Below are 25,484 nucleotides of genomic sequence, written 5' to 3'. Positions count from 1 at the left end.
CTCCGCTTCGTCAGTGCAGTGAAGACGGAAGCACTCACCCAGGAGGCGGGAATCATGCAGGCACGGATGACCAACCCGGCGTACGTCCTCTCCGGCGCCATGAAGGGGATCGGCACCCTCTTCCAAGCGATCGGGGAGGGAGGCCTGTCGCAGGAGCTGGCCGAGATCGTCGGGCTGCGCGCCAGCCAGATCAACGGGTGCGGCGCCTGCGTGCACGGCCACACGACCAATCTGCGCAAGGCGGGGGCGAGCGACGAGCGGATCGACTCGGTCTCGGCCTGGCGCGAGGCGCCCTGGTTCACCGAGGCAGAGCGGGCCGCGTTGCAGCTGACCGAGGCGATGACGCGGCTCGCGGACCGTTCGCACGAGTCGGTGCCGGACGCGTTGTGGGACGAAGTGGCCGACCACTTCGACGAGAAGGAGCTTTCGGCGTTGATCCTCACCATCGCCGTCACCAACATGTTCAACCGAATCAACACCACCATCAAGGAGCCCGCGGGCACCACGTGGGGGTGAAATCGCCACAAGCGGAAGGAAGTTGTCACCTGGAAGCGGAACGGGGGACAGGGCCGGGGGCAGAAGCGGAACGAGAACCGCAACCGGAACAGGAGTCAACACATGTGAACACAGCAGCCGTCCGGTTCGCGTCGAGTCGATGGGGCGTCCTGTCCGTATTCTCTGATCATGGCCGCACCTATCGCATATTCACTCATCGCCACTGACCTGGACGGGACGCTGCTCCGAGGCGACGACACGCTCTCGGACCGGTCCATCGACGCGCTCGCGCTGGTGGCGGCGGCCGGTGCACAGCACCTCGTCGTGACGGGACGGCCGGCGCCCAGAGTGCGACCGCTCCTCGACGCCCTGGGCAGCACGGGGCTCGCGGTGTGCGGACAGGGCGCGCAGTTGTACGACGCCGGCGCGGACCGTCTGCTGTGGTCCGTCACCCTGGACCGGGAGTTGGCGGAGACCGCGCTCGGCAAGATCGAGGCCGAGGTGGGGCAGGTGTACGCGGCCGTCGACCAGGACGGCGTCGACGGCCTCACGCTCATCGAGCCCGGATATCTGATGCCCCACCCCACCCTGCCCGCCGTGCGCGTCCAGCATCGCGACGACCTGTGGTGCGAGCCGATCAGCAAGGTGCTGCTGCGCCATCCCAGCCTCTCGGACGACGAGTTGGCGGCGACGGCGCGCTCGGTGGTGGGCTCCCTCGCCACGGTCACCATGTCCGGGCCCGGGACCGTCGAACTCCAGCCATGCGGCATCACCAAGGCGACCGGTCTGGCGCTCGCGGCCGAGCATCTCGGCCTCGGCGCGCACGAGACCATCGCCTTCGGGGACATGCCCAACGACATCCCCATGTTCGACTGGGCCGCTCGCGGGGTCGCGATGGCCAACGCGCACCCCGAACTCAAGGCGGTCGCCGACGAGATCACCCTGTCGAACGAGGACGACGGCATCGCCGTCGTCCTCGAGCGACTGTTCACCGGCATACTGGCCGATTTCATCCAGTAGGAGTCGTTAATCGGCGAATGCTGCTCTTTGTCTAGTAAGGCCCGTTCACGTTGTCGATCGAGCCGTACCGCGCGGCCGCGTAGTTGCACGCGGCCACGATGTTCGCGACCGGGTCGAAGGGGTCGTACACCGTCCCCGGCACGTGATACGAGGCGAAGGTCGGGTCGATGACCTGGAGGAGGCCCTTGGACGGGGTGCCCGCAGCGGCGTTGGAGTCCCAGTTGTTGATGGCGGTCGGGTTGCCGGAGGACTCGCGCATGATGTTGCGGTGAATGCCCTCGTACGATCCCGGAATTCCGTTTTGCGCCATGATGTGCAGCGCATTGCGGATCCAGCCGTCGAGGTTGTTCGGGAAGGACTTCACGGAGGACTGGGTCGCCTGGGCAACGGAGGACTTCTTGGCGGGCGTGGACGCCTTGTCGGCGGTGCTGGCCGCCGTGCTCGCCTTCTTCGTCGCGCGGACCTTCAGGTCGAGGCCCGGGTGGATCAGCCGGGGGTTGTCGCCGATGGCCTTGCGGTTGTCCTTGTAGAGCTGCTTCCAGCCGCCCTGGGCGTCGTACCGGTCCGCGATGCCGTAGAGCGAGTCGCCCTTTTTCGTGGTGTACGTGACGGACCCGACCTTGGCCGGGGCGGGAGCCTGGGCCGGCTCTGCGGCGCTCGCGGTGGTCGCGCTCAGGAGCGGGAGGGCGAGGGCGGCGGTGCCGGTGCCGGCGGCGATGATGTGGCGGGTGAGCGGGGTGGTGCGGGGGCGGCGGTGCTTGCCTCGGGGCATGGCGCTGTTCCTCTCCGACGCCTGCGAGGTGAGCTGTCGGGTTCGGGCGGGGAGGTGCCCGGTCGTGCCGCCGGGTGGCAGCGCGACTTAACCCCGAGCCGTGCCGACGCGCCATCGAGGCGGCCGGTTCGGCGACTTACCTGGGTCCCCCGCTCCTGCCGTGCGTGAGTGAGTGAGTCGGTGGGTGACTCGGGCGGCGGCAGGATTCGGCGTCCGCCCGACGAGCGGGAACGTATGCGAGAGCACATGCCCGGAACAAGTGCCGTAGCCCCTGTCATGCCGTTTGACCATGGTCTGGTGCGTATGGGGCGCTTGATCCTTTGCGGTTGCCAACCCCTCAACTTGCGCTTGGCGCAAGGAGGGACGTGGGGTGCCGGGTCGGGTGTGCGGCCGGGGCTGCGTGACTCAACTCACTGGCATCCACAAGAGCGGCAAATCGGGCAATGGCTCCAACTCGCGCTTAACCGGCTGTCCGTGGAGTCCGTTTCTCCCATGTCCGGTGGAAAAGTACCTCTTGGCCCTCCAGGCAGATCACCTCGTTGGAGGTGACGAAGTGCTCCCGGTCGCAGCTGATCTCCGAGCGCGTGCGCACGGTGACGTCCCACGCCAGCTCCGGGCGGTGCAGGCGGATCGACCAGTCCGAGCGGGTGCGGGCCGACAGGGGGTCCGACTCGTTGATCGTGTACGTCTCCAGCGCGTCCTCGGTGAACTCCAGACCGTCGGGGTACACGCGCGTGCCGCCGTAGCGAGGGTCGACCTCCAGACGCCACTCGCCCTTGGCCACGTCCCGTACGACGAGCCGCTCGGGGCGCGGTTCGTCCAGCGTGATGGGGGTGTTCACGCCGAGCGGCTCCGCCTGCTCCGGTTCCTCGAAGACGATCGCCTTCTCGTCCAACGCACGTGCGCGTACCGGAAGTTCCAGGGAACTGCTCGCCGGTTCCAGGGTGAAGCCCGCCGACGAGTCGGGCTGGGGCCAGATCCACGGCCAGTACGCGGAGGAGACGGCGAGACGGATGCGGTGGCCGGGTGGGAAGACATGGCCGATGCCGTTCAGCTCGAAGGTCACGTCCTCGGTGGCCCCCGGCTCCCACGGCACCGCACGGTCCCGACCGTGGCGTGCCGACAGGTTCAGCACGCCCCGCGTGACCAGGGTCGAGGAGCCGTCGGGCGCCACGTCGCACAGTCGGGCGACGACCTGCCCGCGCGGCACCTCCGACGTCAGCCGCAGCCGCACCTTCGGCCGCCCCAACACCCAGGTCTCCTCGCCCACTTCGAACTCGAAGCAGGCCGACCGCCCGTCTTCCTCCCGCTGGTCGGGCGGCAGGTCGGCGTCGTTGCCGAAGGGGAAGAAACGGCCGGCGTCGAGGCCGGTGTGCATGGGGGAGCGGACGAGGGCGGGGGCGCCCTGGAAGGCGTACGTCATGCCGCGCACATGGGGCGAGGGCCAGGCCGGCTCGCCGACCCAGCGCCCGGGCAGCTCGGGGTACACCGTGGCCGGGCGGTGCGAGTCGCTGACGTACGCGCGCAGCAGGGGCTCGGACATGACGCCGGTGTCCTTGCCCTTCAGCCAGTGGTCCCACCAGCGCAGCGTCTCCTGGAGGAAGCCGATCGCCGGGCCCGGCGGCAGACCGCGGTCGGGGTACTGGTGCGACCAGGGGCCGATCAGGCCGCGGACGCGGTCCGTGGGCAGGTGCTCCACGAGGCGCAGGACGGTGTCGCGGTACGGGTCGTGCCAGCCGCCCACTGCCAGGACGGCGGCGTCGATCGCGCCGTAGTCCTCGCAGACGCTGCCCTGGCGCCAGTAGTCGTCGCGGGTCTGGTGGTTCAGCCAGGTGTGGATGAACGGGTCCACGGACTCCAGACGCCCCAGCCACATGTCGCGCCAGGCCTCGCCGACGTGCTGCGGATCCGGCGGCCGGGAGACGAAGGCGAGCATCGTCGACGCCCAGGCGTGCATGTCTACCGCCAGGACGGAACCTCCCATGTAGTGCACGTCGTTGTCATAGCGATCGTCCGTCGAGCAGACCGTGACGATCGCCTTGAGCGGCTCGGGCGCGAGGGCCGCGATCTGAAGGGAGTTGAAGCCGCCCCATGAGATGCCGAACATGCCGACCCGGCCGTTGCACCAGGGCTGGGCAGCCAGCCAGTTGACGACCTCCACACCGTCGGCCAGCTCCGTCGCCGAGTACTCGTCCGTGGGCATGCCCTCGCTGTTGCCGTGGCCCCGGATGTCCACGCGCACGGAGGCATAGCCGTGGCCGGCGTACCAGGGGTGGCGCTGGTGGTCACGGGGCGCGGTCCAGTCGGTCAGGCGGTACGGCAGGTATTCCAGGAGCGCCGGTACGGGCTCGTCGGTCAGCGGGCGCCACACGCGCGCGTACAGCAGAGTCCCGTCCGGGAGCGGGATCCAGAGGTCCTCGTGAGTCGTCTCGTAGGGGAAGGACGTACGGATGTGCATGAGCGGGTCCCCCGTCAGGTCAGCGCACCGGGTGCATCGTGCGGCGCAGCCAGCGCGCCGAGGCCATCACGGCCAGCCCCGCGGCCACCGCGATCACGCCGTTGACGCCGAAGTAGGCGGGCTTGGAGACGTCGTCGTAGAGCTTCACCGTCTGGGCCTGGATGCCGTTGGCGAGGGCGAGGGAGAGGAACCACAGGGACATGGTCTGGCTGGCGAAGGCGGCCGGGGCGAGCTTGGTCGTGGCCGACATGCCGGAGGTCTCCAGGAGGACGTCGCCGAGGCCGAGCAGCAGGTAGGAACCCACGATCCACCAGACGGACATGAGGTAGTCGTCGGAGGAGTGTCCGGAGGTCGGCACCACCATCAGCAGGAAGGACAGGCCGCCGAGGACGACGCCGATCGCGATCTTGTTGGACGCGTGCGGCTGGCTGTGCCCCATACGGACCCACAGCGCGGCGACGACGGGGGCGAGGGCGACCTCGAACGCGCCGAGCGCGGAGGCGTACCAACTGGCGGGGAAGTCGAAGCCGAGGATGGCCGTCTCGGCGTTCGTCGAGGCCAGCAGGATCATCGTCGAGTACGCCTGGAAGAGGATGAAGTTGAAGACCGTCGAGGCGAGGAAGAGGACGATGTACGGCCGCAGCCGGCCGCGTTCCTCGGGGGTGACGCGTGGGCTGGCGAACATCACCGCGAAGTAGACGACCGGGGCGATCACCGAGACGAGGGTGAGCAGGTCGACGAAGCGGTCCATGGTGAGCCAGCCGGCGGCGGCGAGGAGGACGGCGAGCGCGGTGGTGACGACCAGGCCCGAGGTGATCAGGCGGACCGCCCGGCGCATGGCAGCCGGGGCCAGCGCGTATTCGGCGGCGTGCTTCCGCCCGGCGAGGTGCCGGCGGTCGACGACGTACTGGATGAGGCCGAACGTCATGCCGATCGCCGCCGCGGAGAAGCCCCAGTGCCAGCCCTGGTGGTCGCCGAGCCAGCCGGTGATCAGCGGGCCCGCGAAGGCGCCGATGTTGATCGCCATGTAGTAGAGCGCGAATCCGGCGTCGCGGCGGTCGTCGTCGGTGCGGTAGAGCTTGCCGACCATGGTGGCGACGTTGGGCTTGAGCAGTCCGGTGCCCGCGCTGATCAGGCCGAGGCCCACCCAGGTCATGCCGGCCGTCGGCACCGCCATGGCGTAGTGGCCGCAGGCGATCAGGATGCCGCCCCACAGGACGGCGCGGTACGAGCCGAGGATGCGGTCGGCGAGCCAGCCGCCGGCGACGGAGACCAGGTAGACGAGGGTGCCGTAGGCGGCGGAGACGGAGGCGGCGGTTCCGGCCGACATGCCCATTCCGCCGGAGGTGACCGCGTCGGCGAAGTACAGGACGAGGATGGCCTGCATGCCGAGGAACGAGAAGCGTTCCCAGACCTCCAGGCCGGACAGGGTGAGCAGGCCTCTGGGCTGGCCGAAGAAGGAGTGGTCGTCGCCGGGCGGGGGCCCGCTCTCGGGCTCGATGTCGACTTCGGTTCGGGACACGGGCCGCTACTTCCCTATAAGTCGATAGATATCCGTCCGTTTCAGGTGATCAAAAACATACCGGTCGTGATCCGATACCGCCCGTGGTGGACGGGTGGGCGGCATCGGTGATCGAAACGTGACCGGATACGCTGACTTGAGTGATGGCAGCGACCTATCGACAAACCGTGTAACCGCCAGAAGACACCAGCAGACAGGAGACCCCTCGTGACCGTCGTCGGGCCGTTCGGGCTGAGCGTGCGGGACCAGGCTCTGGAAGCCGATGTCCAGGCCGGATTGGCGGCTGTCGAGGAGGGATTGCTCGAAGCCACCAAGAGTGAGGTCCCCTTCATCACCGAGGCCGCCCAGCATCTGGTGCGAGCGGGTGGAAAGCGGTTCCGGCCGCTGCTTGTGATGCTCACTGCCCAGTTCGGTGACCGGTATGCGCCGGGAGTCGTGCCGTCGGCGGTGGTGGTGGAGCTGACCCATCTGGCGACGCTGTACCACGACGACGTGATGGACGAGGCGACGGTGCGGCGGGGGGTCGACAGCGCGAACGCCCGCTGGGGCAACTCGGTTGCCGTACTGACCGGCGACTTTCTGTTCGCGCGCGCCTCGCACATCCTGGCCGACCTCGGGCCCGAGGCGGTGCGGGTGCAGGCCGAGGCGTTCGAGCGGCTGGTCACCGGGCAGATCCTGGAGACGGCGGGGCCGCAGGACGGGCGGGACCCCGTCGAGCACTACCTGGATGTGCTGAGCGGGAAGACCGGGTCGCTGGTGGCGGTGTCGTGCCGCTTCGGGGCGATGATGTCGGGCGCCGACGAGACGGTGGTCGATGTGCTGACCCAGTACGGGGAGCGGCTGGGGGTGGCCTTCCAGTTGGCGGATGACGTGCTGGACATCGCGAGTGAATCCCGTGAGTCCGGGAAGACGCCGGGGACGGATCTCCGGGAGGGGATTCCCACGCTGCCGGTGCTGCGGCTGCGGGAGCGGGCCGAGCGGTTGGGGCTGGCGGAGGATCTCGCGCTCTGCGAGCTGCTGGACTCCGATCTGAGTGACGATGCGCGGCTCACGGAGGCGTTGGACGCGCTGCGGGTGCATCCGGCGTTGGAGCAGGCCCGGCGGGACACGGTGCGGTATGCGGAGGATGCGCGGGCTGCGCTGGCGCCGTTGCCGGATGTCGATGCCAAGGCTGCGTTGATGGAGTTGTGCGACGCCGTGGTGCATCGGGCCGGATAGTTTTCGCCCCCGCCGCCCCTACCCGTCCCATCCTCAAGGGGCTCTGCCCCTTTGACCCCGCCAGGGGGCTGCCGCCCCCTGGACCCCCGCTTCGGCCCTGAAAGGGCCTTGCCCTCAAACGCCGGACGGGCTGAATGAGTGTGACGTAGGTCTCAATGCTGGACTGAGTCCAAACTAAGATCCGCTCCGTATTCATGACCAGAAGCTGACGCAGGGGGCGTCAGCCGCAATACGGGGAGAAAAAAGAATCATGGGCATGAATGCGACGTTCTCGAAGCGCCGTAAGAGCCTGATCGTCACCGCTGTCGCGGTGGCCGCCGTCGGTGGTGTCGCCGCCGCGGTGATTCCCGCCTTCGCCGCCGGAGGTGACCGTGCTGACCACGCGGGCCATACCGGAGGCGACGCGCAGGGGATCGTGAGCCAGAGCGGTACCGCAAGTGGCGGTACCGGAGGCACCGTCCTCGCCGCCAGTCTGCGCGGGGCGAACGAGGTTCCAGTCCAGGGTGGGCCCGCCGTCGGCGACAAGGACGGTGCCGCCCTGCAGTTCGTGAAGGTCAAGGGCGACAAGGTGTCCGTCGCCGTCACCTGGCGCGGCACCGGCAAGCCGACCGCCCTCCATATCCACCAGGGCGCCAAGGGCACCAACGGCGGCATCAAGGTCGACTTCGGCGGCCTGCTGGGCAAGAGCAGGGGGCACAGCGTCACCGGCACCGTGACCGTGACGGACACCGCCCTTCTCAACGCCCTCAAGACCGACCCGAGTTCGTTCTACGCCAACCTCCACACGGCCGAGTTCCCGGGCGGTGCCGTCCGCGGCCAGCTCCACAAGGTCACCGTCGCCGGGTTCGACTTCCGCGACGCGCTCGACAACTTCCAGGCGTCCGTCATCAAGGGCAAGCAGATCTACGAGTGCAAGCCGGCCGAGGGCGGCGGGTACGCCTTCGCCCAGCGGGACGTCAGCGCCGTACTGGGCGGCCGTATCGCGCACTCCTTCGTGGCGCCCAACTCCGGTACACCGCAGTGGATCGCGCGGGACGGCAGTGCGGTGACGGGGTCCGTCATCTCCAGGACCCCGAACGGCGACAAGAACATCCCCGAGCTCGACCTGAAGGCCACTCAGTCCGGCAAGCACCGTGGCCTCCTCGCCGACACGGCCGAGATCCTGCGGCTGAACACCGTCGGCGGCGTCGCCCCGGCCGGCTCCTGCACGCCCGGCGCCATCGTCGGGGTGCCGTACCAGGCCGACTACGTGTTCATCAACGGCTGATCCGCAACGCTCGTCCGCACGGCAGCGCGCCCGCACAGCGGCGTCTTCCCCGCCAACCCCTACGGGTCGGGGGAGGCGCCGCCTCCATGTGTCATACCGCAGGTGTACGCGGAGTTGGCTCCGGAGGTTGACGAATCTCCCTGGTGGATTTGGTCAGATGGAAACCACGGAAATCACCACTCCTCACCGATTCGGGTGAGAATGGCGGCTCAGGGGTGGACGAGTGCGGGGTCGAGAGACTCGCGGGCGAGGAAACGAGACGGTTGGCCGCCGCCGACGACGGAGGTAAGGCAGACATGGCACCGTACGCATCCGACGACAGTACGACCGCCGAGGAAGGCGACGACCTGCGCGCGGCGCGACGGCGCAAGGCCGCGCGGTATGTCGTCCCGGCCACGGTTGTGGGAGTCGCGGCGGCGACCATCGGGCTCGTCCCGGCGATCGCCGACTCCGGCGACCCGGACCTGCCGGAGATCACCGCGCAGCAACTCATCGAGAAGATCGCCAAGTCGGACGTGCAGCAGCTGTCCGGCACCTTCAAGATCACCACCGATCTGGGCCTGCCCGACCTCGGTGGGCTGGAGTCGAGCCTCGCCTCCGGCGCCATGGGGTCGGGGTCGGGTGACGGGTCGTCCGCCGACCCCACGACCAAGCTCACCGAGCTCGCGTCCGGCACGCACACGCTGCGCGTCGCCGCCGACGGCCCGGACCGGCAGAAGCTCTCCCTCCTGGAGAACGCCGCCGAGTACAGCCTCATCCACAACGGCAAGGACATCTGGGGCTACGACAGCAAGTCGAACGAGGTGTTCCACGGCACCGCGGAGGAGCCCCAGGGCGAGAAGGGCAAGGGGAAGACCGAAGAGGTACCGGCCACCCCCAAGGAGTTCACCGAGGAGGCCCTGAAGGCGGTCGACGACACCACGTCCGTCACCGTCGACGGCACCGCGCAGGTCGCGGGCCGGGACGCCTACCGGCTGCTCATCAAGCCGAAGCAGTCCGGGACCACGGTCGGCGCGATCACCGTGGCCGTGGACGCCAAGACCGGTATGCCGCTGAAGTTCACGCTGACCCCGTCGAGCGGCGGCGCGGCCGTGATCGACGCGGGCTTCACCCAGGTCAGCTTCGCCAAGCCGGCCGCCTCCACCTTCGACTTCACCCCGCCGAAGGGCGCGAAGGTCACCGAGGAGGGCGAGCTGGACGGCGCCGCTTCGGAACACGGCGCCGCGAAGTCCGAGGACGAGCTTCGCAAGGAGTTCGAGAAGGAGTTCGGCGGCCCGAAGTCCGAGGGCGAGCGGGGCCAGGCGCCCGAGGGCGGCCCCGAGGTCATCGGCGAGGGCTGGAACTCCGTGGCCGTCTTCGACACCGGCGGCGAGGGCGTCCCCTCCGGCGGCGAGGTCGGCGGCGACATGGGCGGCTTCCTCGACTCCCTGGGCGACAAGGTCACCGGCAAGTTCGGCTCGGGCACGGTCTTCAAGACCCGCCTGATCAACGCCCTGATCACGGACGACGGCAAGGTCTACGTGGGCGCGGTCGACAAGGACGCGCTCGTGAAGGCGGCCGAGTCGGCGAAGTGACCCGTCACCGGGCGCCGTACGCGCACCACTAGTCGAGGAGCCTGAGGAGCCTATGGAGGAACTGCCCGCCGCGGAGGGCGACGAGGTCGATCGATCCGGCCGGGTCGAGCAGGTCGTCCAGGCCGAGCAGGTGGCCCGGGCCGACCGGTCCGATCAGGTCGGCCATTCCGACCAGGCCGACAACGTCGGCACGGTGATCGCCACCCGCGCGCTCACCAAGCGCTACCGCGGCGGGCAGCTCGCCGTGGACGGTCTCGATCTGACCGTCCCGGCGGGCAGCGTCTTCGGCTTCCTCGGGCCCAACGGCTCCGGCAAGACCACCACCATCCGCATGCTGATGGGCCTCATCGAGCCCACCTCCGGTACCGCGCGCGTGCTCGGGCAACCCATGCCCCGGTCCGCGCGCGCCGTACTGCCGCACGTCGGCGCGCTCATCGAGGGCCCCGCCCTGTACGGCTTCCTCTCGGGCCGCGACAACCTCATCCGCTACGACGCCGCCGACCCGACCGCCGATCCGCGCACCCGGCGCACCCGCGTCGCTGCCGCGCTGGACCGGGTGGGTCTGACGGCCGCCGCGGGCAAGAAGGCGAAGGCGTACTCGCTCGGCATGAAGCAGCGGCTCGGGCTCGCGGCCGCGCTGCTCCAGCCGCGCAGGCTCCTCGTCCTGGACGAGCCGACCAACGGCCTCGACCCGCAGGGCATGCGCGAGATCCGTGCCCTGATCAGGGAACTGGCATCCGAGGGCACGACCGTCTTCCTCTCCTCCCACCTCCTCGACGAGATCGAGCAGGTGTGCACGCACGCGGCGGTGATGGCGCAGGGCCGGCTGATCATCCAGGGTGCGGTGGCGGAGCTGGCCGCCGGGACGCGCGGCCGGCTGGTCGTGACCACGCCCGATGCCGGGGAGGCGGCCCGGGTGCTGAAGGAGCAGGGCGCCGGTGACGTCGTCATCACCGAGGACCGGGTGACAGCCGAACCCCCGGATCGTGATCTCGCCGAGGTCAACGCGGCGTTGGTCACCGCCGGGGTCCGGGTCCGCGGCTTCGGTGTCGAACGGGCCTCTCTGGAGGACGCGTTCGTGGCGCTCACGGGGGAGGGGTTCGATGTCGCGGGCTGAAGCAATCGGTAAGCCCAGTCCGTTGTGGACCTTCGGTCTCCTCCGCAGCGAACTGATCACCACCTTCCGGCGCTGGCGCACGCTCGCGCTGCTCGGCGTCCTGGCCGCCGTGCCGATCCTGGTCGGGATCGCCGTGAAGATCGAGACCGGCGACGGTGGGGCGGGGGGAGGCGGTGGCCCGCAGGGCGGTGGCGGTCCGGCGTTCATCTCCCAGATCACCAACAACGGCCTGTTCCTGGTCTTCACCGCGCTGGCCGCGACGTTGCCGTTCTTCCTGCCGATGGCGATCGGCGTCATCGCGGGCGACGCGATAGCGGGCGAGGCGAACGCGGGCACCCTCCGCTATCTCCTCGTCGCCCCTGCCGGCCGCACCCGCCTGCTGCTCACCAAGTACGCGACCACGATGGCCTTCTGCCTGGTGGCCACCCTGGTGGTCGCGGTCTCGGCGCTCACGGTCGGGGCGCTGCTCTTCCCGCTGGGCGAACTGACGACCATCTCCGGCACCCGGATCAGTTTCGCGGAAGGGCTGGGCAGAGCCCTGCTGATCGCCCTGGTCGTCGCCGCGTCACTCATAGGAGTGGCGGCCCTCGGGCTGTTTGTCTCGACGCTGACCAACAGCGGCATCGCGGCGATGGCGACGACGGTCGGCCTGCTGATCACGGTCCAGATCCTTGACCAGATACCCCAGCTCCACGCGATACAGCCGTACTTCTTCTCCCACTACTGGCTGTCCTTCGCCGACCTCATGCGCGAACCCGTGTACTGGGACGACCTGGTCAAGAACCTCGGTGTCCAGGCCCTGTACGCGGTGGTGTTCGGCTCGGCGGCGTGGGCGCGGTTCGCGGCGAAGGACGTCAACGCGTAGGAGCTGCTTCGCCGATCATCGTCCGGGAGTCACCTCGTCCGACATCGCGTAGGAGTCACTCCGTCTCGTACGGGAAACGGGCGAGCGGGGCCTCGCGGGTGAAGAACGTCTTCGCTTGGGCCAGAGCCTCAGTGTCGCGGAGTACGTCCCCCGGCTTGCTGCCGTTGCCGAGCAGGACTCCGCCGAAGTGCATGCCCATGTACGCGGCGGAGTTGCTGAGCGTGCCGACCAGCGGGTCGGCGACCTCCTGCTCCTCGTGCGCGAGCGCGGTGACGCCCCACAGGGTGCGCCCCGCCATGGTCGCCTTGAAGTCGACGCCGGGGGTGCGCAGCCAGCCCGACCAGTAGTCGAGGTAGCGCTTGACGGGGGCGGACACCGAGTACCAGTACAGCGGGGAGGCGATCACGACGTCCGTCGCGGCGAGCGTCGCGTCGAGCAGCAGCGCCACGTTCCCCTCCGTCGGGCGCACATGGTCGCTGTCGTGCCTCAGGTCCTCGAAGTCGGGCAGCGGATGCGCGGCCAGGTCGATCCACTGCTGCTCGACGGCTTCGGGCAACTGCTCGGCGGCCCTGCGGGCCAGCAGCTCGGTGTTGCCGTCGGGGCGGCTGCTGCCGAGGACGAACAGGAAGCGGCGGGTCATGGGTCCCCCCAAATGGTCGGCCACATCGGTAGGCCGGATGGTCGGCGTACGGCAATTAATAGCACCTGCATTATATGCGTACGCATTTAGCGGTCCAGGGGTCCCAAGTGCTTCTCGGCCACTCCCGCCACTCGGAGCAGCAGTGCTTCCGCTCCACGCGCCGCCACGAGCTGGAGTCCGACCGGGCAGCCATCGGGGTCGAAGCCCGCCGGAATACTGATCGCCGGATGCCCGCTCAGGTTGAACGCCCAGGTCAGTGCGGTGGAGTACCGGTCACCGGGGCCTTCGTGGCCGTGCGGTGAGGTGGGGGCGGTAGGGGTCAGCAGCAACTCGGAGTCGGCGAAGAAGGCGTCCAGGCGGCTGTCGTTCGCGGCGCGGATGCGGTGGGCGGGGGCGGGGTCGGCTCCCGGGGTGCGGAGCGCGAGCCAGGCGGGGGCCGGGTTGTCGAGGTGGAGGGGCGTGGCCGGGGGCGCGAGCCGTAGCGCGCCGGCTTCGGCGAGGCGTACGGCCGCGGAGTGGGCGACGGCCACGATGGCCGGGTCGGGGGTGTCGAAGCCGAGGTCGGGAGACCAGGCGGCGGCGGGGGTGTCGTGCTCGCCGGGCGGTCTGTCGGCGGTGCCCGCCCCCTTGCTGTAGTCCGGCCCGTCGTTGTCGTCGGGCCTGTCGCTGTTGTCCGGCCTGTCCGACCTGTCCGGCCTTCCCGGCCCGTCCGACCTGTTCGGCCGCAGGGTCTCCCTGTGCGCCCGCGACATCACGGCCCAGTACGCCGCCGCATCCCCCACGCTCCGCGCCAGTACCCCGGGCGCCATGAGCCCGGTGCGGTCGGCCGACGGCAACCGCCCGTTGGTCACCTTCAGCCCGACGATCCCGCACCACGCCGCCGGGATCCGTACCGACCCGGCCCCGTCGCTAGCGGTGGCGAGCGGCACCAGCCCCGCCGCCACCGCTGCCGCGGAACCGGCCGAGGAGCCGCCCGGCGTACGGTCGTACCGCCACGGGTTGACCGTACGGCCGTACCGGCCAAGTCCCCAGGTCTGCCAGGGAGTTCCGGGCCCGGGAACGGACGTCGCCCCCACCGCCACGCACCCCGCCGCGAGCAGTGGGCCTGCGGTGCGCAGCCCGTGCCGCCCCTTGACCCCGATGGGCACACCGGCCAACGGCAGCAGCTCACCCTCGCCCGCGCCGACTCGTGCGTCCACCTCGCCGGCCCGCTCAAGCGCCTCCCCGCCCCACACCTCGATGAAGGCGCACAGGACGGGGTCGGCGCGTTGGATCCGTTCGAGGGTCGCGGTGACGACGTCGACGGCGCGGAGGGTGCGTGAGCGTACGGCGGAGGCGATCTCCTGAGCCGACAGGGTGGCGGGGTCAGGGCCGGGGTGGGGGCCGAGGTGGGGGCCGGGGTGGGGGTCGGCATCGGGGTTGGGCTCGGCATGGCGGGTGTGGGCGTGGTCAGGAGCGTCCGTCATGGGGTGATTCTCCGTGAAAGTGCCCTCTCAGCGAGGCCGCCCCGTCAGCCGCGTCAACGCCGCCGCTTCCCGAGGCGGCTGCCCGCTCAGATCGCCGAGCCGCCACGCAGGCACCCACGGCACCCGGTACACGTCGATGACCGACTCGATCACCCTGACGCGGTCGGCGAGCGGCCGCGGCAGCCGTCCCGGCGCGTCCGCGACCAGGACCACGGCATCGAGATCGAGTCCGTGCGGAGCCTCCCCGCGCCGGAAGACCTCAAGGGCGTTCAGGGCCGAGGCCAGCCCGGTCGCATGAGTGCGGGCGACGAGCAGTACCGACGGCGGATCGGCGGGCCCGGGCCAGTCCCGCCCGCAGTCATGGCCGCCGTAGACCCTGGCGAGGGTGGTGACACCCGCCCCGCCGTGCGTGCCGACCCAGGAGAAGCGCCGGGGTGTGCCGGCGTCGGGGGAGGGCGGTGGGTCCTCCGGCAGGGCCACCGGGCCGCGGATCCAGATCTCCGGCCCGGGTTGCGGTTGCCCCTGCTGCACGTGCATGTCAGTCCGCATGCCCGCACTCCTCCCTCGTCACGCCACCGATCTTCGTGCCAGGCATGAGAACGCTGTGACGTGGCACAAGCTCCTGGAACGAGTCTGTGACGCCCCGGTGACGTCCGCGCCGCCCGCGTCCGGAGAGACTCGACAGTACGTGTACGACGTGTAGGACGTGTACGACGTGCAGGACGTGTCCGAAGTACGGGTCCGGCCGGTGGGGCCGGATCGTGATGCCGGGGCAGTGGAGCGGAGTGGATCGTGAGAGGGGTCACCATGGAACCCGAACGCGCCGTCCGCGCACTCCCCGACGCATGCGAGTGAGGAAGCGATGTCTCGACTCAGCCGCGCGAAGAAGCGGGAACAGAAGCGTGCCGCGGCCTCGGCGGCCCATGTGGCCACGCCGATCGACGTGCGTGTCCCCGCCGTCGGTACGGGCGCGGGCGGCGCGTCGATCGGCGGCGTACCCGTCATGGTGGCCCCCGGCGAGGAGATCCAGCACGCCGTCCTGACCCACCTCCAGCGCATCGCCCTCGCCTCCGGCCACCCCGTGCACGCCACGGTCCACGATGAGCGCATCGGCTACGTCGTCCCGCTGCGGGTGGAGGCGGACGGCTCCAGCCAGTTGACGGCGGAGCCGGTACCGACCACTCCGCCGGGGGAGCGGACGGTGCCGGAGGATGCCGTACGGCTTCCCGCGGAGCCGCCCGCGTCGCCCGTACAGCCTGCGACACCCGTACAGCCTGTGTCGCCTGAGCCGCCCGCTCCGGGCGCGGCCCCGTACCGGGATCAACCGACCCACGTCCTACGCCCCCTGCAGGACCCGCCCCAGGACGCCTCCCCCACCTTCCGGCTGCGCGCCCTGCCCGGGCCGGTGCAGGACGCCGTGCCCGGTGCGGTCGCGCCGCCGCTGGGGGAGTTCGGCCCACCGCCGGTGATGGACGCGAGGCCGCTGCCGACGGACGTGCCGCAGGACGACGTGGCGCGGGCCGACGTACCGCAGATTCCAGGCGTACCCAGGGTCGATCAGGTGCCGGAGCACCTGCGCGAACCCGCACCCCGCCCCGCCCTCGACCCCATGCCCATCCCGACCTCCACCTCCACATCCACCCCCACTCCCGCCTCACCCCTCACCCCCGACCCCATCCGCGTCTCGGACCCCGACCCTCAACCCACCCCACCCCGAGGCTTCGACGCCGTGGCCGAAGCCGTTCTCGGGGACGAGCAGCCCGCCGCCACCGCCGACGCCTCCCCTTTCGCCGAGCAGCTGGCCCGGATCAACGAGGCCGTGAAGGCGGGCCGGACCACGGAGGCGGCGGAGCTGGCGGAGCGGGCCGTGGCGGAGGCGTCCGCGGTGCTGGGGCTGGAGCACGCCGAGGTGCTGCGGTTGCGTGAACTGGCGGCGTACATCGCCTATTTGACGGGCGACCCGGTGCACGCCTTCCGTCTCTCCCTCGACGTGTCCCGGACACATCACCGCACCGGGGACGCGGAGGCGGCGTACGGCAGCCTCCACGGCGCGGCCACGGCCTGGCGGGCCGTACGGGACCCGGCGCTGGGGCTCGACCTGGGCCGGGAACTGCTCGGTCTGTGGACCGAGCTCACAGCCGAGGGCGGTCCGGCCGCCGACGACATCGAGGAGCTGGATTCGGCCCACGCACGCATGGACCGCCTCACCGCTCGTGCCGCCAAGTCGACCGAACCGCCCAGGAGTTGAATCAGCGGATCAGCATGTCACTCCGACAGCTCCCACACCGCGTACGCGACCGCGTCGCTGTTCCGGTCGAGGGCGGTGTCGTTGATGTTGGACGTCGTGTCGCAGGACGAGTGGTAGCAGCGGTCGAAGGACTGCCCGGCCGTGCCGCCCCACTTGGCCACCTGTGCCGCCGTCTTCGTGCGGCTCGCCCCGGTGAACAGCCCGCCCACCGGCACGCCCGCGCTCTTGAACGGCGCGTGGTCGGAGCGGCCGTCGCCCTCGGTCTCGATCTCGGTCGCGACGCCGAGGCCGGCGTAGTAGTCCTTGAAGGTCTTCTCGATCGCGGGGTCGTCGTCGTAGACGAAGTAGCCGGGGTTGGGCGAGCCGATCATGTCGAAGTTCAGATAGCCGCTGATCTTCGCGCGGTTGGTGGCGGAGAGGTTGTTGACGTAGTAGCGGGAGCCGACGAGGCCCAGCTCCTCCGCGCCCCACCAGGCGAACCGCAGATGCTTGGTGGGCTGGAGGCCGGCCCGCGACACTGCGAGCGCGGTCTCCAGGACGGCCGCCGAGCCGGAGCCGTTGTCGTTGATGCCAGGGCCGGAGGAGACGCTGTCGAGGTGCGAGCCGGCCATGACGACCTGGTTGGCGTCGCCGCCGGGCCAGTCGGCGATCAGGTTGTAGCCGGTACGGCCGCCGGACGTGAACTGCTGGATGGCCGTGGTGTACCCGGCCGCGTCCAGCTTGGCCTTCACATAGTCGAGGGAGGCCTTGTAGCCGGGGCGGCCGTGCGCGCGGTTGCCGCCGTTGGCGGTGGCTATGGACTGCAGCTGGGTGAGGTGGGCCTTCACGTTCGCCACGGGTATGTCCGGTGCGGCGGCGACCTCGACATCGGCCTTGGACGCCGCGTCGGCTATGGAACCGCTGGTCAGCAGCGTGGCGGTCGCGACTGCGGCAGCCGCCGACGCACGCCAGGTGACGGAGAGCTTCATGGTGGGGGGCTCCGAATTCCTTGGGAATCACAGGGATTCCTCAGTGAATGGGGTGCCTGGATGGTCAGGGTGAGCCTGACTCTCCGTCAAGAGCGCTATTCGGACTCGGAGTTCGAAATAGGGAAAACCCTGCGTCCCCCAGTTCTTGCGTCCGCGCCCCGCGCCTGAGCCCCTGCGTTCCTCACTGCACGCAGAACTCGTTCCCCTCCGGATCCGCCATCACGACCCACTCCCCGCCCGGCTCCTTCACCCGCCGCAGCGCACTCGCCCCCAGCCCCTCCAGCCGCCCGACCTCGGCCTCGCGCTCCCCGGCCGCCGCGTGCAGATCGAGATGCAGCCGGTTCTTCACGCTCTTCGCCTCCGGCACCCGCTGGAAGAGCAGCCGGCGCCCCAGCCCTGTTCCGGTGTCCTGGGCGTACGGGTCGTCCGGATGCCGTACGGCCACCATGTCCCGGAAGGCGAGCCGGGCGTGGAACTCGACGACGGCTTCGCGCGGCAGCGCGCCGAGCTCCAGCAGCCGCTCGATGAGGGCGTTGTTGTCCTCGACCTCGTAGTGCAGCGCGGCGGCCCAGAAGTCGGCCTGGGACTGCGGGTCGGCGCAGTCGATGACGAGTTTCCAGTGGAGGGGGGTCGGGGCGGTTTCGGGTGCCTCTGTTGGCTGTGTCATGCGACCACTCATAGGGGGTGCGGGAGCGGGGCCGCAACGGGAATCGCCGGTCAGGTCAGGCGTCCACCGCAGCGGACCTGGGCCGATCAACCTTCGGCACACTGAGCTCCGCCACCCGGCTCCTCCGCGCGGAGCGCCACGCATCCGCCGTCAGCAGCGTCAACGCCAGCCACACCAGCGCGAACCCGGCCCACCGCTCGGCCGGCATCGCCTCGTGGAAGTACAGGACACCGAGCAGGAACTGGAAGACGGGCGCCAGGTACTGCAACAGCCCCAGCGTCGACAGCGGCACCCGTATCGCGGCCGCGCCGAAGCAGACGAGCGGCAGGGCGGTGACGACACCGGTGGCCGCGAGCAGCGCCACATGCCCGGCGCCCTCCGACGTGAACGTCGACTCCCCTTGCACCGACAGCCACACCAGATACCCCACGGCGGGCAGGAACTGGATCGCGGTCTCGGCGGCCAGCGACTCGACGCCGCCGAGGTTGACCTTCTTCTTCACCAGCCCGTACGTGGCGAAGGAGAAGGCGAGGACGAGGGAGATCCACGGCGGCTGCCCGTACCCGATGGTCAGCACGATCACGGCCGCGAAGCCGACCCCGACGGCCGCCCACTGCACCGGTCGCAGCCGTTCCTTCAGCAGCAGCACGCCGATCGCGATCGTGACGAGCGGATTGATGAAGTACCCGAGCGAGGCCTCGACGACATGGCCCGTGTTCACGGACCAGATGTAGAGACCCCAGTTGATGGTGATCACGCCCGCGGCCAGGGCGATCAGCGCCAGCCGCCGAGGCTGCCGTATCAGCTCACCCGCCCAGGCCCAGCGCCGTACGAAGAGCAGGGCGACCGCCACGAAGACGAGGGACCAGGCCATCCGGTGGGCGAGGATCTCGACCGCCCCCGCGGGCTTCAGCAGGGGCCAGAAGAGGGGAACGAGCCCCCACATCCCGTAGGCCGCGAAGCCGTTCAGCAGTCCTACGCGCCGCTCACCCTGAGACTTCCCGGTCACGGCCCCTCCTTCGCGCACTCACCCGACCGCGCGAATGCGGCGGCCTGCACGAAGGTAACGCCGAACGCCCCCGTGTGTCATGCCCGTATCGCCATACGGTCATGACACGCGGGGGTGCGGTCCTCAAACCCGTGCGATACGGGCGCGGGGTGCGGTCAGCCCTTGACCGCAGCCGCGATCGCGTCGGCGAGCGGGGTGGTCGGACGGCCGGCCAGACGGGACAGGTCCCCGCTGTCGACGACCAGCTCGCCCTTCTCGATGGAGGCGTCCACGCCGGCCAGGATCACGGCGAGCGGCTCGGGGAGACCGGCGCCGGTCAGGATGCCGACGAGGGCCTCCGTCGGGACGACGTTGTTGGCGATCTCCTTGCCGGTGTACCGGCTCAGCTCGGCGGCGTACTCGTCGAAGCTCCACGCGACGTCGCCGCCCAGTTCGTACGTCTTGTTCTCGTGTCCCTCGCCGGTCAGTACGGCGACCGCGGCCGCCGCGTAGTCGGCGCGGGAGGCGGAGGAGACGCGGCCGGCGCCGGCCGCATTGGTGACCGCGTTGTACTCGAGGACCGGGGCGAGGTTCTCGGTGTAGTTCTCGTGGTACCAGCCGTTGCGCAGCAGCGCGTACGGCAGTCCGGACGCCAGGAGCGCCTTCTCGGTGCCCCGGTGGTCGTCGGCGAGTGCGGCCGTCAGGCTGCCGGGGGCGCTGGTGTAGGCGAGCAGCGCGACGTCGGCGGCCTTGGCGGCGTCGATGACGACCTGGTGCTGGCCGACGCGGTCGTTGCCGACCTCGCTGCCGGATATGAGCAGCACCTTGTCGCCGGCCGCGAAGAGCCCGTCGAAGGTCTCGGGGGCGTTGTAGTCGGCGACGGCGATCTTCACGCCGCGCTCGGCGAAGTCGGCGACCTTCTCGGGGGAGCGGACGACGGCGGTGACCTGGTCGGCCGGAACCTTCTCCAGCAGCTGCTCCACGACGTGGCGGCCCAGGTGTCCGGTGGCTCCGGTGACGACGATGCTCATGATCAGAACTCCTTGTGGGGTGCGGTGGCACTAACCCTAGGAGGTGCGCTAACTGAACGAAAGTACCCACTTTGAAGTAAGGTACTGGCATGGCCGTAAGTACCGTGGCAGGCGCAAGGAAGAAGACGAAGGCGACGATGAACGCGACTTCGAGCGCGGAGTCCAGTGCGACGTCGACCGCGACCTTGACCTCGACGTCGAGTGTGGCGTCGAACAAATACGACCTCGGTGAGGCGATGTGCCCCCACCGACTGGTCCTGGAGCACGTCACCAGCCGCTGGGGCGTCCTCGTGCTGATCGAACTCCTGGAACGCCCCTACCGCTTCAGCGAACTGCGCCGGGCGATCGGCCGGGTCAGCGAGAAGATGCTGACCCAGACCCTCCAGACCCTGGAGCGCGACGGCCTGGTCCACCGCGACGCGAAGCCGGTGATCCCGCCGAGGGTCGACTACTCCCTGACCGACCTGGGCCGCGAGGCGGCGGAACAGGTGCGCGGGCTGGCGCTGTGGACCCAGGACCGGATGGGGGAGGTGCAGAAGGCGCGGGAGGTGTACGACGCGCGAAAGGGCCGCTCCGGGCAGGGCTGACGCAGGCTTCCGGGGTCCGTCCGAAGGTATGTCGACGGCGCCTGGGGGCACACATATGTCAGGGCGTTGGTCGACATGCGAGACACGTCCTTCCATGCGCCCCCTCTCCGCCTCCCACGCTGCCTTGAGTCGCCGGGCAGGCTGGGGGCGGAGTGCAACGCCCACCGCGCACCCGCCCACGATCCGCCCTTCGGTGCGCGGTCACCGGATCCAGGGGGATTGCTTGACATGGCCACACAGATTCCGGCCGCGCGGGCCAGCAGGATCGGTTCTGCGGTAGCGGCGGGCTTTGGCTGGTTACGGGCCCCGTTCGCGCGCGAGACGCGCCGCCGACGGCAGGAGGGCATCATGGCCGACCTCCTCCGTCAGCTCACGCTCATGACCGAGGAGATCCACCGCGCGAACCTCATCCAGCATTACCGCCTCGTCGTGGATCAGCTGGACCGGGCGATCGACGATCCGACGCTCGCCACCGCCGTCAGCACGCTCACCGACATCTCGGAGCGCAAGCGCCGCGCGATGCTCTACGCCAACCGGGAGTGGGGAATCCTGCTGCTCGCCCACCGGGTCGGCGCGATGGACTGGGACGAACTGCTTGGCACCCTGCGGGTCCTGTGCCGCAACAAGGTCTTCGCCGAGTACTGGGAGCGAACGGTCGAGCACCGCCGGAGCCTGCCGGCGGAGTCGCTGGAGGCACGGGTCGGCAGGGCCGTAGACGTCATGATCGACGATCTTGCGGACGACCCCGACGAGTGGTGGATCGTCGGACCAGGCACCGAAGCCACGCCACCCTGATCGAACAGTTCGGCGTCTCTTTCACTCGAAAGAGTGGTTTAGGGGATGCGGGTCGGCCATTCCATCAATGAATCGGGCTCAGGTTGGAAGAAACCCCCGGGTCACCGTGACCCCAGGGTCCGGCAATCGTTATTAAGGCCCCTGTGAGATTCGGGGTCTCGCGGCCCCGAGAGGGGTCCGCTCTTGGCGCGCATCGAGAACCAGTCCGCCGGCATCATCGTCCGCCGCCTCGGGGATCCCCCTCGTCAGCGGGGCAGCTACTCCGGCGAGACCTGTCCGGACCTCTTTGAACTGTCCGACGGCAACTTCGCCGTCATCGGCACCGAAGCGACCGACGCCCTCGACCCCCACCTGCCCCCGGACGCGGCCCGAGCGGACTACGAGCGCATCGTCGTCATCACCCGGGACACCCTCATCCGCGCCAAGAAGGACATCCCCGACGCGTGACGCCAAGGGCCTGGGTGCCGTACGGCACCCAGGCCCTCAACCCTGTTCGCTCCTGTTCGGAGAACCCGGTCAGCCCACAACCGTCCAGGTGTCCCCACCCGCCAGCAGCGCCGCCAGATCCCCCTTGCCGTTCTGCTCGATCGCCGAGTCCAGCTGGTCGGACATCTGCGTGTCGTACACCGGCCGGTCCACCGCGCGGAACACGCCGATCGGCGTGTGGTGCAGGGTGTCCGGGTCGGCCAGGCGGGACAGGGCGAAGGCCGTGGTCGGGGATGCGGAGTGGGCGTCATGGACCAGGATCTGCGACTCGTTCTCCGGCGTGACCGTGACGACCTTCAGGTCACCGGTCTGTACGTCGCGTACGACACCGCGCGAGCCGTCCGTACCGAAGCGGATCGGCTGCCCGTGCTCCAGCCGGATCACCGCCTCCTCGGCCTGCTGCCTGTCCTTGAGGACCTCGAAGGCGCCGTCGTTGAAGATGTTGCAGTTCTGGTAGATCTCGATCAGCGCCGTGCCCTTGTGGGCGGCGGCCTCGCGCAGGACCTGCGTGAGGTGCTTGCGGTCGGAGTCGACCGTCCGCGCCACGAAGGACGCCTCCGCGCCGATCGCGAGGGACACCGGGTTGAAGGGCGCGTCCAGCGAGCCCATCGGCGTCGACTTGGTGATCTTGCCGACCTCGGAGGTCGGGGAGTACTGGCCCTTCGTCAGGCCGTAGATCCGGTTGTTGAACAGCAGGATCTTGAGGTTGACGTTGCGACGCAGGGCGTGGATCAGATGGTTGCCGCCGATCGACAGCGCGTCCCCGTCGCCCGTCACCACCCACACCGACAGATCCCGGCGCGAGGTGGCCAGGCCCGTCGCGATCGCGGGGGCGCGGCCGTGGATGGAGTGCATGCCGTACGTGTCCATGTAGTACGGGAAGCGGGACGAGCAGCCGATGCCCGAGACGAAGACGATGTTCTCCTTGGCCAGGCCCAGTTCCGGCATGAAGCCCTGGACCGCGGCGAGGATCGCGTAGTCACCGCAGCCGGGGCACCAGCGCACTTCCTGATCGGACTTGAAGTCCTTCATGGACTGGCGGGCCTCGGCCTTGGGGACGAGTGAGAGTGCCTCGATCGTGCCCGTGCCTTCCGCGGACGTCTCAGGCATCGATGGCCTCCTTGAGAGCCTTGGCGAGCTGTTCCGCCTTGAACGGCATGCCGTTGACCTGGTTGTACGAGTGGGCGTCCACCAGGTATTTCGCCCGGACCAGGGTGGCGAGCTGGCCGAGGTTCATCTCGGGGATCACTACCTTCTCGTAGCGTCCGAGCATCTCGCCCAGGTTGCGCGGGAACGGGTTCAGGTGACGCAGATGCGCCTGCGCGATCGACTCGCCGGCGTTGCGCAGGCGGCGGACGGCAGCCGTGATCGGGCCGTACGTCGATCCCCAGCCCAGCACCAGCGTCTTCGCCTCGTGCGGGTCGTCGACCTCGAGGTCGGGCACCTCGATACCGTCGATCTTGGCCTGGCGGGTGCGGACCATGAAGTCGTGGTTGGCCGGGGCGTAGGAGATGTTGCCCGTGCCGTCCTCCTTCTCGATGCCGCCGATCCGGTGCTCCAGACCCGGCGTGCCCGGGATCGCCCACGGCCGGGCGAGGGTCTGCGGGTCACGCTTGTACGGCCAGAAGACCTCGGTGCCGTCCTCCAGGGTGTGGTTCGGCCCCTGTGTGAACTGCACGGCCAGGTCCGGCAGCTCGTCCAGGTCCGGGATGCGCCAGGGCTCCGAGCCGTTGGCCAGGTAGCCGTCGGAAAGGAGCATCACTGGCGTGCGGTACGTCAGCGCGATCCGCGCCGCCTCCAGAGCCGCGTCGAAGCAGTCCGCCGGAGTGCACGGGGCGACGATCGGCACCGGCGCCTCGCCGTTGCGGCCGAACATCGCCTGGAGCAGGTCCGCCTGCTCGGTCTTGGTCGGCAGACCGGTCGAGGGCCCGCCGCGCTGGATGTCGATCACCAGCAGCGGCAGTTCCAGCGACACCGCGAGCCCGATGGTCTCCGACTTCAGGGCCACGCCCGGACCGGAGGTCGTGGTCACCGCGAGCGAGCCGCCGAAGGCCGCCCCCAGCGCCGCGCCGATGCCGGCGATCTCGTCCTCGGCCTGGAAGGTCCGGACGCCGAAGTTCTTGTGCTTGCTCAGCTCGTGCAGGATGTCCGAGGCCGGGGTGATCGGGTACGAGCCCAGGAACAGCGGCAGGTCCGCCTGCTGGGACGCGGCGACCAGCCCGTAGGACAGCGCGAGGTTCCCGGAGATGTTCCGGTAGGTGCCGACCGGGAAGGCCGTGGTGGCCGGGGCGATCTCGTAGGAGACGGCGAAGTCCTCGGTCGTCTCGCCGAAGTTCCAGCCCGCGCGGAAGGCTGCGATATTCGCCGCCGCGATGTCGGGCTTCTTGGCGAACTTCGAGGTCAGGAACTTCTCGGTGCCCTCGGTCGGCCGGTGGTACATCCAGCTCAGCAGGCCCAGCGCGAACATGTTCTTGCTGCGCTCGGCCTCCTTGCGCGTGAGGTCGAACTCCTTCAGAGCCTCGACGGTCAACGTTGTCAGGGGCACCGGGTGGAGGCTGTAACCGTCGAGCGAGCCGTCCTCCAGGGGGCTGCTGGCATAGCCCACCTTCTGCATCGCGCGCTTGGTGAACTCGTCCGTGTTGACGATGATCTCCGCGCCGCGCGGCAGATCGCCGATGTTGGCCTTCAGGGCCGCCGGGTTCATCGCGACCAGCACGTTCGGCGCGTCGCCCGGCGTCAGGATGTCGTGGTCGGCGAAGTGCAGCTGGAAGGAGGACACACCCGGCAGCGTGCCGGCGGGGGCCCGGATCTCGGCAGGGAAGTTCGGCAGCGTCGACAGGTCGTTGCCGAAGGTCGCCGTTTCCGAGGTGAAGCGGTCGCCGGTGAGCTGCATACCGTCGCCCGAGTCCCCCGCGAAACGAATGATCACCCGGTCCAGCCGGCGGACGTCCTTCGTCCCTGCCGGTTTGCGCTGCTCTCCCACGACGGCTTCGTCGGCCTGCTCCGCTGGGCTACTGACCTGGCTGGTCACTGAACTGGACCTCCTTCGAGGCGGCTGTCTGGGCATGGCCTTCCCGCAAGCCTTCCCAGGATCAACCCTACGTCCGCAAAGGTCGCCCTCCCTGGGCCATTCGCATGACGGACATGGATTTGAGACGGTTCGCCACCCTGACTTGTCATGGTTTACGCGCCCCCCGGCGCTGCTTCTGAAGACGCTCCTTGCTCTTTGTTCGGTTGCCGTGCTGCTGCCTGCCCGGCGGGTTTCGTGCCTGTTCGCCGGCTGCCGTGGGAGCGGTCACC

23 protein-coding genes and 1 riboswitch are annotated in these 25,484 nt (G+C 69.7%); of the genes, 11 read left to right on the top strand and 12 right to left on the bottom strand.

Annotation, left to right across the window (positions count from 1 at the left end):
- Positions 1–54 precede the first annotated feature (54 nt).
- Both BLU79_RS10400 and BLU79_RS10395 read left to right on the top strand, forming a co-directional pair.
- Positions 55–516, top strand: a complete 462-nt coding sequence (locus BLU79_RS10400; protein WP_093905347.1) for a carboxymuconolactone decarboxylase family protein — start codon at positions 55–57, stop codon at positions 514–516.
- Positions 517–684: 168 nt separating this feature from the next.
- The gene (locus BLU79_RS10395) at positions 685–1,515 is read left to right on the top strand and encodes an HAD family hydrolase (protein ID WP_093905346.1); all 831 of its coding nucleotides are present in this window, start codon (positions 685–687) and stop codon (positions 1,513–1,515) included.
- Positions 1,516–1,546: 31 nt separating this feature from the next.
- Here BLU79_RS10395 and BLU79_RS10390 read toward each other — a convergent pair whose 3' ends face one another.
- From BLU79_RS10390 to BLU79_RS10380, 3 genes are all read right to left on the bottom strand, one after another.
- Positions 1,547–2,287 carry a transglycosylase SLT domain-containing protein gene (locus BLU79_RS10390; RefSeq protein ID WP_093905345.1) on the bottom strand — a complete coding sequence of 247 codons (741 nt, stop codon included), beginning with the start codon at positions 2,285–2,287 and terminating at the stop codon, positions 1,547–1,549.
- A 5-nt stretch (positions 2,288–2,292) separates the two neighbouring features.
- Positions 2,293–2,480, bottom strand: a riboswitch (cyclic di-AMP (ydaO/yuaA leader).
- 267 nt (positions 2,481–2,747) lie between these two features.
- Positions 2,748–4,745, bottom strand: a complete 1,998-nt coding sequence (locus BLU79_RS10385; RefSeq protein WP_093905344.1) for a CocE/NonD family hydrolase — start codon at positions 4,743–4,745, stop codon at positions 2,748–2,750.
- Positions 4,746–4,764: 19 nt separating this feature from the next.
- Complete coding sequence (locus tag BLU79_RS10380) at positions 4,765–6,267, bottom strand: peptide MFS transporter (protein ID WP_093905343.1); 1,503 nt, start codon at positions 6,265–6,267, stop codon at positions 4,765–4,767.
- A gap of 207 nt (positions 6,268–6,474) precedes the next feature.
- Here BLU79_RS10380 and BLU79_RS10375 point away from each other — a divergent pair, with 207 nt between their 5' ends.
- The 5 genes from BLU79_RS10375 to BLU79_RS10355 all read left to right on the top strand — a co-directional run bounded on the left by BLU79_RS10375 (position 6,475) and on the right by BLU79_RS10355 (position 12,308).
- The gene (locus BLU79_RS10375; RefSeq protein WP_093905342.1) at positions 6,475–7,485 is read left to right on the top strand and encodes a polyprenyl synthetase family protein; all 1,011 of its coding nucleotides are present in this window, start codon (positions 6,475–6,477) and stop codon (positions 7,483–7,485) included.
- A 256-nt stretch (positions 7,486–7,741) separates the two neighbouring features.
- Entirely contained in the window at positions 7,742–8,752 is a 1,011-nt protein-coding gene (locus BLU79_RS10370; protein WP_256333238.1) for a CHRD domain-containing protein, read from the top strand.
- Between the two features lie 296 nt (positions 8,753–9,048).
- On the top strand, positions 9,049–10,326 hold the full coding sequence (locus BLU79_RS10365; protein ID WP_093905523.1) for a LolA family protein: 1,278 nt from the start codon (positions 9,049–9,051) through the stop codon (positions 10,324–10,326).
- Between the two features lie 52 nt (positions 10,327–10,378).
- Positions 10,379–11,443, top strand: coding sequence for an ABC transporter ATP-binding protein (locus tag BLU79_RS10360; RefSeq protein ID WP_177000958.1), 1,065 nt, complete (start codon positions 10,379–10,381; stop codon positions 11,441–11,443).
- Positions 11,430–12,308 (top strand): ABC transporter permease, encoded by an 879-nt coding sequence (locus BLU79_RS10355; RefSeq protein WP_093905340.1) that lies wholly within the window; start codon positions 11,430–11,432, stop codon positions 12,306–12,308. The genes BLU79_RS10360 and BLU79_RS10355 overlap by 14 nt, the downstream gene beginning before the upstream one ends.
- A gap of 55 nt (positions 12,309–12,363) precedes the next feature.
- Here BLU79_RS10355 and BLU79_RS10350 read toward each other — a convergent pair whose 3' ends face one another.
- From BLU79_RS10350 to BLU79_RS10340, 3 genes are all read right to left on the bottom strand, one after another.
- Complete coding sequence (locus tag BLU79_RS10350; RefSeq protein ID WP_093905339.1) at positions 12,364–12,948, bottom strand: flavodoxin family protein; 585 nt, start codon at positions 12,946–12,948, stop codon at positions 12,364–12,366.
- Positions 12,949–13,034: 86 nt separating this feature from the next.
- Positions 13,035–14,414 carry an amidase gene (locus BLU79_RS10345; protein ID WP_093905338.1) on the bottom strand — a complete coding sequence of 460 codons (1,380 nt, stop codon included), beginning with the start codon at positions 14,412–14,414 and terminating at the stop codon, positions 13,035–13,037.
- Between the two features lie 27 nt (positions 14,415–14,441).
- Positions 14,442–14,963: a DUF6668 family protein gene (locus BLU79_RS10340; RefSeq protein WP_177000957.1), complete on the bottom strand. Its 522-nt coding sequence runs from the start codon at positions 14,961–14,963 to the stop codon at positions 14,442–14,444.
- Between the two features lie 313 nt (positions 14,964–15,276).
- On the opposite strand from BLU79_RS10340, the gene BLU79_RS10335 reads away from it, so the two are divergent.
- A complete protein-coding gene (locus tag BLU79_RS10335) occupies positions 15,277–16,662 on the top strand; it encodes a hypothetical protein (RefSeq protein WP_093905337.1) in 1,386 nt (461 codons plus the stop codon).
- Positions 16,663–16,679: 17 nt separating this feature from the next.
- Here BLU79_RS10335 and BLU79_RS10330 read toward each other — a convergent pair whose 3' ends face one another.
- The 4 genes from BLU79_RS10330 to BLU79_RS10315 all read right to left on the bottom strand — a co-directional run bounded on the left by BLU79_RS10330 (position 16,680) and on the right by BLU79_RS10315 (position 20,316).
- A complete protein-coding gene (locus tag BLU79_RS10330) occupies positions 16,680–17,630 on the bottom strand; it encodes a M28 family metallopeptidase (protein WP_093905336.1) in 951 nt (316 codons plus the stop codon).
- Between the two features lie 181 nt (positions 17,631–17,811).
- Positions 17,812–18,297 carry a VOC family protein gene (locus BLU79_RS10325; RefSeq protein ID WP_093905335.1) on the bottom strand — a complete coding sequence of 162 codons (486 nt, stop codon included), beginning with the start codon at positions 18,295–18,297 and terminating at the stop codon, positions 17,812–17,814.
- A gap of 55 nt (positions 18,298–18,352) precedes the next feature.
- Positions 18,353–19,306, bottom strand: a complete 954-nt coding sequence (gene rarD / locus BLU79_RS10320) for an EamA family transporter RarD (protein WP_093905334.1) — start codon at positions 19,304–19,306, stop codon at positions 18,353–18,355.
- A 155-nt stretch (positions 19,307–19,461) separates the two neighbouring features.
- Positions 19,462–20,316 carry an SDR family oxidoreductase gene (locus BLU79_RS10315; protein ID WP_093905333.1) on the bottom strand — a complete coding sequence of 285 codons (855 nt, stop codon included), beginning with the start codon at positions 20,314–20,316 and terminating at the stop codon, positions 19,462–19,464.
- 236 nt (positions 20,317–20,552) lie between these two features.
- On the opposite strand from BLU79_RS10315, the gene BLU79_RS10310 reads away from it, so the two are divergent.
- The 3 genes from BLU79_RS10310 to BLU79_RS10300 all read left to right on the top strand — a co-directional run bounded on the left by BLU79_RS10310 (position 20,553) and on the right by BLU79_RS10300 (position 22,145).
- Positions 20,553–20,903, top strand: a complete 351-nt coding sequence (locus tag BLU79_RS10310) for a winged helix-turn-helix transcriptional regulator (RefSeq protein ID WP_093905520.1) — start codon at positions 20,553–20,555, stop codon at positions 20,901–20,903.
- A gap of 75 nt (positions 20,904–20,978) precedes the next feature.
- Positions 20,979–21,698 carry a DUF6082 family protein gene (locus tag BLU79_RS10305; protein WP_371131836.1) on the top strand — a complete coding sequence of 240 codons (720 nt, stop codon included), beginning with the start codon at positions 20,979–20,981 and terminating at the stop codon, positions 21,696–21,698.
- Between the two features lie 183 nt (positions 21,699–21,881).
- Entirely contained in the window at positions 21,882–22,145 is a 264-nt protein-coding gene (locus BLU79_RS10300) for a hypothetical protein (RefSeq protein ID WP_256333237.1), read from the top strand.
- A 69-nt stretch (positions 22,146–22,214) separates the two neighbouring features.
- On the opposite strand, the gene BLU79_RS10295 is transcribed toward BLU79_RS10300, so the two are convergent.
- Both BLU79_RS10295 and BLU79_RS10290 read right to left on the bottom strand, forming a co-directional pair.
- The gene (locus tag BLU79_RS10295; protein WP_093905331.1) at positions 22,215–23,294 is read right to left on the bottom strand and encodes a 2-oxoacid:ferredoxin oxidoreductase subunit beta; all 1,080 of its coding nucleotides are present in this window, start codon (positions 23,292–23,294) and stop codon (positions 22,215–22,217) included.
- Positions 23,287–25,215 (bottom strand): 2-oxoacid:acceptor oxidoreductase subunit alpha, encoded by a 1,929-nt coding sequence (locus BLU79_RS10290; RefSeq protein ID WP_093905330.1) that lies wholly within the window; start codon positions 25,213–25,215, stop codon positions 23,287–23,289. The genes BLU79_RS10295 and BLU79_RS10290 overlap by 8 nt, the downstream gene beginning before the upstream one ends.
- Positions 25,216–25,484 lie beyond the last annotated feature (269 nt).

It is taken from the genome of Streptomyces sp. cf386 (genome assembly GCF_900103585.1).
Lineage (GTDB): Bacteria > Actinomycetota > Actinomycetes > Streptomycetales > Streptomycetaceae > Streptomyces.
The sequence above is the reverse complement of the archived record's forward strand: the minus strand, read 5'-3'. Positions and strand labels throughout refer to the sequence as shown.